The 13,807-nt window shown below is 31.1% G+C and carries 7 protein-coding genes; all 7 read left to right on the top strand.

Translation table 11 applies throughout. The annotated features are described in order from the left end of the window. Nucleotides 1-247: 247 nt before the first annotated feature. Complete coding sequence (locus DMR38_RS02565) at nucleotides 248-1,426, top strand: zinc ribbon domain-containing protein (RefSeq protein WP_127719862.1); 1,179 nt, start codon at nucleotides 248-250, stop codon at nucleotides 1,424-1,426. A gap of 6 nt (nucleotides 1,427-1,432) precedes the next feature. Further along, nucleotides 1,433-4,039 (top strand): hypothetical protein, encoded by a 2,607-nt coding sequence (locus tag DMR38_RS02570; RefSeq protein WP_127719863.1) that lies wholly within the window; start codon nucleotides 1,433-1,435, stop codon nucleotides 4,037-4,039. 21 nt (nucleotides 4,040-4,060) lie between these two features. Further along, nucleotides 4,061-5,515 (top strand): vWA domain-containing protein, encoded by a 1,455-nt coding sequence (locus tag DMR38_RS02575; protein ID WP_127719864.1) that lies wholly within the window; start codon nucleotides 4,061-4,063, stop codon nucleotides 5,513-5,515. 19 nt (nucleotides 5,516-5,534) lie between these two features. Next, entirely contained in the window at nucleotides 5,535-8,942 is a 3,408-nt protein-coding gene (locus DMR38_RS02580) for a tubulin-like doman-containing protein (RefSeq protein WP_127719865.1), read from the top strand. Nucleotides 8,943-8,974: 32 nt separating this feature from the next. Then, a complete protein-coding gene (locus tag DMR38_RS02585) occupies nucleotides 8,975-11,320 on the top strand; it encodes a hypothetical protein (RefSeq protein ID WP_127719866.1) in 2,346 nt (781 codons plus the stop codon). A gap of 271 nt (nucleotides 11,321-11,591) precedes the next feature. After that, nucleotides 11,592-12,851 (top strand): vWA domain-containing protein, encoded by a 1,260-nt coding sequence (locus DMR38_RS02590; protein ID WP_127719867.1) that lies wholly within the window; start codon nucleotides 11,592-11,594, stop codon nucleotides 12,849-12,851. A gap of 247 nt (nucleotides 12,852-13,098) precedes the next feature. Then, nucleotides 13,099-13,746: a hypothetical protein gene (locus DMR38_RS02595; RefSeq protein ID WP_127719868.1), complete on the top strand. Its 648-nt coding sequence runs from the start codon at nucleotides 13,099-13,101 to the stop codon at nucleotides 13,744-13,746. Nucleotides 13,747-13,807 lie beyond the last annotated feature (61 nt).

Genomic DNA, 13,807 nt, shown 5'->3' on the forward strand with positions numbered 1-13,807 from the left:
GAAATAATTAATTCACAATGCACGATGCACAATTCACAATTAAGGATGATTTTCTTCCGTTAAAACTTCAGAAAATCTAAAATATAGCACTATTGAAGCAAAGCTTCAATAAGCTTCAAATCTACCGAAACTGTGCATTGTGAACTGTGAATTGTGAATTAATTTAGATCTCATAATGGGGAAAATATTCCTGTATACAAATATAAATCTAAGTTGTAATATCTACGTTAAATGAGGAGGGTTAACTGTGAAACTTAACTTTAGAAAAAAAGATGATTATATATGTCCCTATTGTTTTTCTAAACATGCTTTAAATGAAGTGAATTTTATATGCAAAAATGATCCTGATTTATGTGAAAATGCAAGAAACCTAACACCTATAAAGCCAAAGAACGTTGAGGACAAAAATGAAATGCCGGATTATGTGTTTTGTAATGAGTGTGGACAGAAAACCAATATAAAAGTATGCCCAACCTGTAACCATGAACTTCCATATTCAATTGGAGAATATGATAATTTAATATTTGCAGTAATTGGTGCAAAGGAGGCAGGAAAAAGCCATTATATTGCAGTTTTGATTCAAAAGATAATGAATGAGATAGCTTCGGCCTTCAATTATAGTCTTTCAGCAGTTGATGATGCTACTATGAATAGATATAGAAATGATTTTTATAATCCTATTTTTAAGAGAAATGAAATTATAGGAGTAACTCATTCTGCTAAAACTGATGCCTCTGTAAAGCAGCCTCTTATATATAATCTTGTTTTTAAGGATAACGGAATATTTGGAAGTCTTCTGAAAAGCAAGAGGATAAGTAATGCAGTTACCATTGCTTTTTTTGATACTGCAGGTGAGGATCTAGATTCTGAAAATACTATGAAAACTGTAAATAAGTACATATATAACTCTTCAGGTATAATATTTTTGCTTGATCCTCTTCAGTTGGAGGAAGTCAGGAGGAAGCTGCCTGAAAATATTAAATTGCCAGAGCAAAATACGGAGATAGAAGACTTGCTTTCTAGAACGGCAAACCTCATTAGAAAGGCAAATGGTATAGGAATGGATAAACTTATAGACATACCTGTGGCTGTGGCTTTTTCAAAAATAGATGCAGTGGAATCACTGATTGATCCGTCAAGCTGCATAAATTATCCAAGCAGCCATGTAAGCAAGGGATATTTTGATTTGGCAGATTTTGAGGATGTAAATGGAACAATGGAATCTTTAGTCAGGAGCTGGGGCGGAGAAAATTTTGCAAATCAGCTCAGTTCAAATTTTAAAGAGTACGCTTATTTTGGATTGACAGCTCTTGGGTGCAATCCTGAAAGTAACAGGATAGCTAAACTTAGACCACATAGGGTGGAAGATCCTTTTTTGTGGCTTCTTTATAAATACAAATTTATTAAAGGAGAAAAGAGGAAGTGATAGATAATGGCAGTTCAGCAGCTTTTTTATACGTCCTGTAAAAAGGGATTGTCCTCTGGAATGGGATTTCAAACTTATTCCATGTCAAAAGGTATTACAGACAAAGAGAGAATGGAAATAGAAAGCCACTGCATATACATACCGCCTTCTAATCTTCCAACACAACCTACCAAAGAAGAGATAGACAGGTTGTTTCCTATATCTTTTTCTTCTTTTAGACTTGAAAATGGAAAGTACTGTATTTCACAAATTAAATATGTAGGAAAAGATTATTCAGAGAGATATGGAAATTACTTTTGCCATGTACTTATATCAAATGATGCCTGGAAATTTTATCCCATAGAGCTTTATAAATCGCCTGTTTTTAGATATTGTTTGAGTGAAGAAGAAAAAAATGCTGTTGAAATAGACTATCTTCCTGAAATTACGGAGATTCCACTAGGAAATGTAGTTGATTTTGATGAAATAAGTAATTTTTTAAAAGGCAGTGGAGGAGACAGGGGTAAGAAATTTACAAGTCTTTTAGAACGTGTTGTGATGTATAATAGTTCCAGAAAAAGAACTATACTTGCAGATGTAAAAGAAAACATTCCTTTTTGGATTGGGGCAGTTTGTATGTCACTACCTAAGAAGTTGGCACTACAATTTAGTTTTACTACTTACAGCTATAACCCGGACAATACAGACTATATACTCTGCGGTATAAGTAAAAATGGCAGCAAATTCAATTTTGCAGACAATCGAAAGATGTATGAATACAGTGCTATGAATTTTTCAGAAGATTGTCCAAGGAGCAAAAGCAGTTTTTCAAAGCGGGCTGAAGTAGGATATACTGTTTCAAAAGAAGTATTCCTGCCTTTTTTAAAATTTTTAGATCAGTTTGAGTACAATAAACTAGATGAAGAAGTGGATAATTGTGTAACTCTTTATAATATAGTAAAAAAAGGACTTGAAAAATGTAGTATAGAAGATGTGAAAAAGGCTCTTAGTTTTGCAATTAAATATAAATCGGAAGAGGCCTATGAGGAACTCTTTCATCAGATTAATGCAAGACTTAAAAAGATAAGTACACAGGTAGATGTGCAGCTTTGCTATATGATAACTACGTTTTTACTTAAAGCGTCCAGAGACATAGGTGATGAGAATTATATAGTAAGGGCTTATAAATTTTTCTTTGACTCTCTTGATTATATTGCAATTTACAGCAAAGATACTGATATTTATGAAATGTTGAATTTACGTAAAAAGATGGCGCAGGATGAAATGGATAATATCAGCCAATTTTTAGAAGTCTCGCTGAGTCCAGATAGAATAAAAAATATTCAAAATGACATTAAAGAAAACCCAGTTTATTATTCAATTTCTACAATATCAGATATAATTTATTCTGGGTACACTTTTAAAGATAAAAATGTGACTTTGCTTTTAAATAACTGTATAAAATTTTTAATAGGATCTGAGGATAACACCTTATATGTGCTAAATTATTTTAAAAATGATTGTGAGTGTATTTCAAAAATTATTATTAGAATTTACTGTATAAACTATTATTTAGGTAGAAGCCAGGCTATTTTGGATTTGCTTGCGAAATTTGTTGTAGATGAGGGAAATAAGGATGGCAATTGGAAGAAAAAAGTCTATTTAAATATATACAACCTTCCAAACTCCTATAATTTTTTATTTTCTCTATATGTTTTTGAACTAAAGGAAAACATTGAAAATAGGGATTTTTTTGTAAATTACTGCAGTGAAATATTCAATTCTTTTGAAGAATACAGAAGTGAAAAATTTTCAGATGCTTTTAAATTATATTTGGAGTTCTATCATGGAGATGATGCATCTCTTGAAAGTTACAAAAGCATACTGAATTATATAATTGAGAACTTAAATATTCACATTGTGGATAAAAAAGTGATGGAAAAGTTTATAACGGATGTGGAAGAAAAGTTAAATATAGATAATGCAGGAGAAGAAAATGCACTTATTGAAACAATTTTAAAATTAAAAAGAAAGTATAACATTACAACTATCTGTAATATATCAGAGCTTTTGTATATTGGTAAGAGAATTGAAAATCCAGATATGGACTATGATGAAAAACTTCTTAAGAAGGTCAAATATAACTTTTCATATATGAGTGAAGAAAAGTATAGAGAATACTTAAGCTGGCTTTTACCTAATATATTGGTGCAGTCTTCTGGATTTACAGGCCATATAAAGGTAAAAAAGACTTTTTTTTGTTCCAAATATGAAGATACCTTTTACAATGTATATGTTAATGGTATAGAAGAGATACTTTTTACAAAAAAATATAAAAACTTAATGGGTTCTCGATATAATGAGAGGTATAAAATATTTTTGGATTTTTTCATAACCTTATATAAAAATAAGAAAAATTTAAGTGAAGAAAGGGAAAATATTATATATAATAGAGTAATAGAAATACTTATAAAAATTTCTCAAAAAAAGTTAAAAGAGTATACTGCCTATATTGTTGATAAGACAAGTAAATTAAAAAATCAAGTCTATATTAGAGAGAAGTGGCTTGAAATTGAAAAAGAAGCAGAGGGAAGGGGCAAAAAAAAGGGTATACTTGATCTTTTTAAAAAATGATTTAAAGAGGTGTTATTTACTGTGAAAATTAGAGCTAAGATGGTTCTCATTGCAGTTTTTGTGTATGTTCTTCAATTTGGTTTTATGCCTTCGCAAAAGGTATACGCCATTACATCATCTCCAAATGTAGATGTAGTTTTCGTGCTTGACTCAAGTGGCTCCATGAAACAAAGTGATCCAGAAGAAATAAGGACAGAAGCTATAAAGATGTTTTTGGATATGGGACAGGTACAGGGAAACAAAGCAGGACTTGTGGCTTATTCAGATACCATAATAAAAGAACATAACCTGGATGCAATAAATTCTGAATCGGATAAAGAGAGAATAGAGGAAATGGCTTCCAATATACCTCTTGGACAAAAAACGGATATTGGAAGAGGCCTTTTGGAAGGTGCAAAGGTATTAGATAGTGGACATGACAAAAGTAACAGACCACTTATAATACTGCTGTCCGATGGTAAAAATGATTCTCAAAGGAGTTCCAGTGAATCTTTAAAGGATTTAAATAGTGCAATAAGCACATGCAAAAGCAAAGGTTATCCTGTGTACACTATAGGACTCAACTATGATGGAACTGTGGATAAAGCACAGTTAACTCAAATAGCCAGTGAAACAAAGGGAAAAAATTACATAACAAATAAGGCATCAGACCTTACGGATATACTAAAGGATATATATGGAGACAGTGCAAATGTAAAAGTTCAGGATCAGGGAAATATTGTGGCTGATGGAACCTTTCAGGATTTTAAAATAAATGTACCAGGGTCAAATGTTTTGGAGGCCAATATATCAATGGTTACAGACAAACCTTTAGAATTAAAGCTTATAAACCCTTCAGGTAAGGAAATACAGATACCTTCAAGTGATGTGGTTTTTACAAAGTCAAAGAAGTATTCAGTACTTAAGATTGTAAAGCCTGCAAGTGGTCAGTGGAATCTAAAGGTGAAAGGTGTAAGTGGAAGTAATATAAAGATAAGTTACGTATTTAACTATAAAAATCAGGGAAAACAAAGTTCTGCAGATAAAAATCTTGAAGGCAATAAGTCTACACTTAAAAGTTCAAAGACCATAGGAGCAGCTGTGGCTGCAGCACTAATTATTATAGGTCTTGCAGTCTTTGTACTGATGAAGAAAAGACATGTACAGGGATTTGGAAGATTGGAAATTCATATTAAGGATGAAAATACTAGTGAGGTTTTTTCACCTCAATTTAGAAACTTGGACAATTACAACGGAAGTTTTACACTTTTTGAAGTCTTAGGGTTAAAAGAAGAGTATGCAGAAACAGATAATATAAAAATTATATTTAAAGAAGATGACAGCATAGAACTTGTAAATAAGTCAGGCTGTGTACTGCAAAAGTCTGGTAGAAAGCTTGAGGAAAGTTCTAAGCTAGTTCTTTATAACAGGGATAAAGTAACAGTGTTTTTAAATAAAGTAACAAAGAGTATAACATTAGAATTTCACTCAAAATAGTGTCAAAGGGAGGTAGAATATGAATACTAGAGTTAGAGAGCACCTGGAAGACCTTGAAGTTAGCAAAGGTGGAGGAATAATAAGTGACAAGATACGTATAGAAACAATACCTAATCCAGTTCTTGTAATAGGACTTGGAGGAACAGGTATAGATGCTATGCTGAGATTAAAATATCAAATAAATAAGAGATTTGTGCTTGAGCAGGATAGTATTTCAAATACAAGAAAAGATAAACCTAAGAAAGTTGAGTTTTTAGGTTTTGAAACAAATCAGGGAGAGAAAAATAAAAGATATCCCATGAATGGTGGGGTAGGACTTGATCCTCAAAGTGAACTTGTCATGCTTTCAAATGCAGAAGTCAGGTCCATATTAAACGATCGTAAGATATTGGATGATTGTATAAAAGAGTGGCTGGCACCAGAATTATCTTCTGAAAGTGGTACTGATGGTGCCGGTGGAGTTAGACAGGTTGGAAGATTGCTGCTTTTTACAAAAATTAATGAGATTGTGGATTGTCTAGAAAAGAAAATAAGACTTCTTCAGGAAGACACAGAGGAAATTTTACATGTGTTTGTACTTTCTGGACTTTCAGGAGGAACTGGAAGTGGAACCTTCATAGATATTGCCTATATAGTAAGGGGAATAATGAATAATATTTATGGAGCAAAAGGTGATGACAAGGTAAATATTATGAGCTATTTGTTTATGCCGGATGTTAACTTATCCAAAACCTCCGACAACCAGTCCGCACAATCCTATATTATAAAAAATGGATTTGCAGCACTTAAGGAACTGGATTATCTCATGGGTATTGGAGATAGGCATGAGAGATTTACTCAAAAATACAGAAACAGGCTTACAGTGGATTCACCTATGCCTCCTTTTAATCTGTGTCATCTTATTTCTGCTACAAATGTGGATGGTAGACCCATGAGCAATGCATATGACTACTGCATGAATGTAACTGCAGAAAATATTGTAAACTTTATGTCAAATGAGGTTAGAGAATCTGGAGGAGTATTTGCAATACAGGATTATATAAGCAACTTGAAGCAGAACACGGATAATATGGCAAAACCATATATGGCAAATTACAAATATGTAATGATAGGTGCTTCCTCTGCAGTACTTCCTCTTGAAGAAATTACTACTTATATGGCATATAAACTTTTTGAAAAAATACAGTATATGTTTGAGAACATGCCTAAAGAACAGGAAATAGATCAGTTCATAAGAAAGGTAAGATTGGATGAGGATGCTGTAATAGACAGATTTGAAGAGCATCTTCAAAATAGAAAGCCGTTAACAGGTTATAAAAACAGGGAAAAGTTTAATTATGACAATGTAATAAAAAAGCAGTCCGTGAATATAGATGAAGAGATGAAAGAGTACTTGAGGGACTGCACTAACGAATATGATAAAGTAAAAATACAGTATCCAGGTGAAATTTTAAAACTGGTTAAGGATATGGTGAATCAAATTTTTAAAGACCCTAAAAAAGGACCTTTTTATGCATCTAGAGTGTTGTTTTCAGATGGATTTTGTGTTGTAAGAACTCTAGAGACACAGGTAACTTCTTTAAATGAAAGACTTATGAATATTTCTACGGAAATAAAGTCTGCAGAAGAACTAGCTGAGGATAAATTTGTAGAAGCTAGAAAAGCCCTATTGTTTACTAAAGAAGGTAAGAAAAATGACTACATAGAGGCTAAAAGTGAGGAGTATTTATTAAAATCTGAAGAACAGAGAATAATGAGGATGGCTGATTTTTACAGCAGTGTAATTGAAGAACTTAGCAAACTGAATAACAGTATTTATAAGGTATACACTGAAATATTAAATGAATTGAACAGGATATTTAAAGAAGATGGAGACGTACTTGTAAAGGGAGAGGAAATAGAAGGGGCTCTTGGAAGAACTTATTCCTGGACAGTAGTAAAAGTGCCGGATTTAGTGGATTATATTGAAAAAGTTGTGAATAAAGAAGAAGCAGATGATATTGTAAGGAGATTTTCAGAGAGACTTTTAGAGGAATCTGAGAAATGGATTGACGAAATGCATATTGATGTAGTTGGCTCAATTTCAAGTTTTGTCTCAGAAGAATATGGAGATGTAATAACAAAGTCCATGGAAGATTTCCTTGCTTTGGAATACGGAGAAGATAAATCGATAATAAATATAGTTAAAGATGAAATTGCACCAAAGCTTGATAGGGATGCAGTGCCTATTTTCCATTTAAGTAACACGGAAGCATTGAATTTTCCGGCATGGAGTATGGTTTCAGTACCTAGAAATGCAAAGAAAATTCTTGAAGGAATTAAGGAGTATAAGAAAAACTCCAATAAAGGCAATGCCATTAACATCAAGGAGAGCATGGTTACAAATAGGATATTCTGGCTTAATACCAAAAATGGAGTTCCATTGTATTCTTATGCTCCTATAAAACATTATGAAGAGATTTATGAAAAAACTATGTTTGAACGGGATGGAATAGGAAGGCATTTATATCAAAACGGAGAGAAAAATTGGGTGTACCTTCCATCACCTATACCAGAAGAAGCCTGGGGTACAACTTATGTAAATGATAGAGTAAAAGGATATAATGAAAAAGTAAGGAATCTCTTTGATAGAGCTTTAGAACTTGGATGTATAGTAGATACCCAAAAGGGAAGTAATGAAAGATATAAGTGTGTTATTACTGAAGAATTTGATATAGATGATTTTATGAAAAATTATAATATAGATATGAAAGGTGACAAAATAAATATAGGAGAGGCAAAAAGGGCCATAGGGGACATGAATAAACTTATTCAGGATAAACTGACCCCTGTGCAAGATAGTGACAGTCAGAAATATTATATTTATGAAAGCAGCAGCAGCGAAAAGGCTAAAATTGATCTGATAAGAACTCCAGAGCTTACAGAACTTGTAAAAAAAGAAGTGGAAAAGTATGAAAAAATAATAGATAAGAAAAAGGAACTTGAAAATGTAATATCAAATTTGAGTAAAGCTGAAGCTAACGTAGATAGTTTTTTAAGGGCACTTTATACGGAAACTATAATAAAAAAGGGTTTGCTTTATGTTTATAATGGAAGTGAAGACAGCAAGGTAGATATAGAACCTTTTATAAATGTATTAAAGCAAAAGGAATATCAGTATAAAGCAATATTTGATAAATATGAGACTTTAGATAAGGGAGAAAAGACTATTGTAGATAAAACTTCAGATAGAAAGTTAGAACAGCTTTCCACAGGAGATGGAGTTGAAATTCTAAAATCAAAAGTAAGTTCTATTATAGAAGAAGTTAAATCATCTGCTGGGGAACTGGAAACTAGAAAATATCAGATGGTAGAGGGTGACGAACTGTATGCTTTTTATACTGACATACTTTCAAGACTTCAGGAAGTACAAAAATTATTGGCTTAGATAATATGGATCTGTAATTGGGAGGAATTTTCATGGAAGAAGTTTTAAAAAATTTTGTGGAAAAGTATGATTTAAAGGTGGAAAAAACAATATACGATGGTGACACTAAAAGAAATGTGAATAATCCCATACTTTTTCTCTTTATAGGAGATAGTACTGAAGATGCCTATGAGTATATTAGAAATAATATAGATAAAAAATGGGATAATGGCAGAGGCGCAGTTTTTATAAATGTTTCCACAAAACCTGTTAAAGATACGGATAATTCTTTTAACATCCAGCTCCGTGAAGATTTTAAAAATAAAAAGACGTTGAGAAAAGATATAAGAGATAGATTTTACAGTAATAAGGAAAATCTTAAAAATTTAAATCGAAAAATTACAGAAGCTAGGAATAAATTGTTGTCAGAGGGGTATATGTTTAACTCCTTTGACAGCATAAATATTTCTGTAATTACTACGTCTAAGGACCCATTGAATGTAATACTTACAGAAGTAACGGTACTTTTAAAAAAGAGGATGCTGGAGGTATTTAAGCTAAGTTCTGCAGATCTCTATGTTTTAATTAAAAGTCAAAATTTAGAGGATGAGGTCTATGAAGGGGCAGTTACAGTAGGATTTTTTAGGGAAGTGGAATATTTTCAAAAAGATAGCTTTAGATTTAAAGAAGACATAGCTGTTTATGGAGATGAGACACAGCTTAATGTTACCTGGGAAGGACCTCTATTTTATCTTACCTATGTGCTGGAGGAAAAGAATGAGAAGGGTATAATTCCTAAAGGTTCTATGGATAACAATTATGAAATAATTTCCTATATAAACCTTATAAAAAATAGGGAGGCATCATCTAATGCCTATTCGGATACGGAAAATCAGTACTATGATAACAATATATTTAAATCAAACATAAGTTATGATAATTCTATGAATAGGTATATTTCAGCAGGACTTTCACAGGTGAAAAGACCTAATAGTGCCATTGCTATTTCTGTGCTTGGAGCATTTTATGAAAGAATGTTAAAGGAAATGAATACACTCTCTAAAAAGCAGCAGGAATTTATAAATGAAATTTTAAAAATTGATGAGGCAAATATTGAACTGCAAGTTGAAGAAATACTTCCTGGGGGAGTAACGATAGAAGACATGCAGGGGATTATGACAGATAATTTAAAACAGGTAGAGAAAAAAATGTCAAGTTTTAACTTAAGGGAGATAGAAGAAAAATTATACGATGATAGATGCGAAAAGTTTTTCTTCGAAAATTTTGAAAAGGCTTCTGAAAAGGCAATTAAAAGTTGTGATTTAGAAAATAATATGAGAATTTTAATAGAGAAAAATATACTTAAGGACAATAAGCTTAATTTGTATTGTGCCTTTAACTGGACCTCAGATGAAGGAGAAACTATAAATTATATAAGAAATAGAAAAGCTTCTATCTTGAAATTTGTAAGTAAGTTAAATGATGAAATTGAGAATATATATGAAACAAGATTTGCTCCTAGCTTTGGTATTAAAAGTTTTTTTTCAAAAGGTGCAAAGGTGAAAGAAGCTCAGGAGGAAATATTTTTAGATATATACGGTAGAAAGTTAGAAATACTGAAATTAAATATATCAAAGAAAATTCTTGATATTTACGAAGATGTTCTTTTAAAGGTTCACAGTGAAATTTCAAGTTATATAAATAGGGTAAAGGATTTAGGGCGAACAATAAAAAGTTATGAAAATGAAGTTATAGAAAAACAGGATAAATATACAGCTCAAAATGTAAGGGCTTACTATAAAAATGTAGTAAATGATATATTGAATAAGCTTGAGAAAAATTTTGGAAAAGCTTTTTATTTAGAAGATAAATACCTGGGAAATACAGTAGAGAATTTAAAGGAATCGGATGAAAAATTTCTGGGGAAGATAATATATTTTTGTACTAAATATATTTTAAGTGAGGATCAGTTTAAAAAATCCTTTGAAGAAGAATTTAATGAAAGGGCCAATGTGAATGTTCCTAATTTGGAAACTAAAGTGCTTTCAAAAGAAGAATTATATCGAAAACTTTACGACATGCTGGATAAAAATTCAGCTTTGAAAATTTATATAATGAATTATGATGTAAAGCCCTACATGGAAAAATACTTTTTTGGAGATTACAGCAGCGATTTTATAAAGTATGCTTTTGATTTTGACAGAAAAACCAGGAATTATAAAATAGGATACATAGATGAAATAAAGAGCAGCGGTATTGAAAAATTGAATTTAATGGGTGGTTTTGGAGCAAAGGATATAATTTATGTAAGAAATTCAATGGAATTTTATAATTATTGTATGGAAAATGGATATTTGATCCACGGAGTGGATGAGAAACTGTTGCCAGAAATTAGTTAAGAATTAATAATTAAGAATGAATAGTGAATAGTGAATGAAGATTTTTCTCCACTATGTTACGAAAAATCTTAAACTTAAAGCTCATTAAAGTGAAGCTTTAATGGCGTTACATTTTAGATTTTCTGCAGTGTTAACGGAAGAAAATCATCCATAACTATTAATTCTTAACTCTTAACTATTAATTGTATTTTTATCCATTAAGAGTAAAAGATTTTTATATATAAATCTAATTTTACTTAGAATATTTATATAACAAGTAGGAGGTATCCAGTTGGTAGAAAAAAGAGTAAATTTAACTATGACCGTTATGAGTTTAATAGGAGGCATTATAGGATTTATTATAGGAGAAATTTTTATAAATGCTTATAAGTATAAGATGAGTGGAAGTATACTTATGGGGTTTTACTTTGGAATCATAGCACTTTGTATAGGTACTTTTTGTCTTGTAGGAGAGATGATAAATCCAAGGCTAAATGGAGTTACGTGGAAAAACAACTATTTAAAGACTTCTTTTAAGTTTTTGATTCCTTGTACTTTTGTTGCAATTTTTGTATTTGGCATGCTTTTTCAATTTATATATGAAAGCAGTGGATTGAAGTTTCAAAAGGTGAACGATATAGTTTTTGTAATAGATACGTCAGGAAGTATGGCAAATACTGATCCTAAAAATGAGAGATTTTCTTCGGTTTTAAATCTTATGGATAATATGAACACACAAAATAGGGTTTCAATATATAAGTTTGATGATACTTCAAAGAGAATAATACCTATGACAGAGGTTTCAGATTACCTTAAGAAAAATGCTGAGGAAGAGTTGAAACAATATGAAACTCCATCTGGAAATACCAACATGGGAGAAGCTATTGACAGTGCTTATGATGAAATAAATTCAACTAAAAAATCTGGAAGAAAGGCTGCGGTAATTTTACTTTCAGATGGTGAAGATAATTTTGGATTAAATAAAAAATTTGAGGAGACTCTTAAACCTTTTAAAGATTCAAATATATCTATTTATACAATAGGTATGTCTAATGAAAATAACTTTACTACCTTAAAGAAAATTGCAAAAGATACTCATGGAGAATATTATAATGTAAAAAATGCCAGTGATTTAAAGGGAACCTTTAGTAAGATATATTATGCAACGCAGCAGAGGTTATTAGTAGACAGAAGAGATGGATTAACTGAATCTTCTACTTTATATATGATACTTAGAGTACTTTTAATTACAATTATATCTGGACTTATAACAATGTCTATAAGTTTTGTATTTGATAATAAAAATTTACTTAAGAGATTTTTAATAGGTGGAATTACAGCTGGATTTTTAGGAGGACTTATCATGGAAGTAGGATTTTTACATTCTCCAGATCATGGTTCTCTTTATAGGGCGATTTTAGTTATTATGATTGCACTTATATTTACACTTATTCCAGTTATAGTTGATATAAAAGATTATTCTAAAAGCAGTTATTTGAGAGGAAATCAGAGGACTAGTTTTGACAAAACTAAAGGTAATACTTTTAGATAATTATTAATTAACTTTTGCAGTTTGAAAATAACGTAAAATTAATTCACAATGCACGATGCACAATTCACAATTAAGGATGATTTTCTTGCGTTAAAACTTCAGAAAATCTAGAATATAGCACTATTGAAGCTTAGCTTCAATAAGCTTCAAATTTAAAATTTTTCGAAGCATAGCGGAGAAAAATCTACCGAAATTGTACATTGTGAACTGTGAATTGTCAATTGATTTAGAATTGGGTGGTATAGCAATGAAGATAATTGAATTTGAAGATGGTTCTAGTGAAATATGTGAAATTAGCTGCGAAGTTGAGAAAGACAGGCTTTATATAAGATGGAAATGGCCTAAAAATACAGATATAGTGTATGTAATGAAAACTGACAATTTGGATGATTTTTCTTTGAACGATGCGGAGTTGAAAAAGGCAAAATTGTATACCATGGAAGAGTATAAAGAATTCAATGGGTATTGTGAGAGCATTAAAGAAATAAATCAGTATAGGTACTATGTTTTTCCAGCTATTGAAAGTGATGATGATATAATTTTTGTAAAGCAGAATAATGGTAAGAATCAAATTGTAGTGAGTACAGGGAAACCTGACATATACTATGACATAAAAGAAGTAAAATCTCTAAAAGGTTTATTTTCCAGGGATAAAAAATTGCAGATAACTATAAAGTCACAAATTCCCCTCCATAAGGATGTACTGTGCTATGTAAAAAAGAGAGGTTCTTATCCTGTGAACAATAAGGATGGCATAAGATTTGATTTTATCTGTGACATTCATGTGGGAATAAATGAAATGCCGGAAATAACAGTAAAGAAAGATGAATATGTGAAAGTATTTATAAAGGATGTTGATAAATATGGTGGTAGTTATAAGCTTTGCAGGTTGTAAAGTAAAATCACATAGATAAATAGTCAATATTAAATACTCAACTACTATAAGATATTTCTAT

It is taken from the genome of Clostridium sp. AWRP (assembly GCF_004006395.2).
Classification (GTDB): domain Bacteria; phylum Bacillota; class Clostridia; order Clostridiales; family Clostridiaceae; genus Clostridium_B.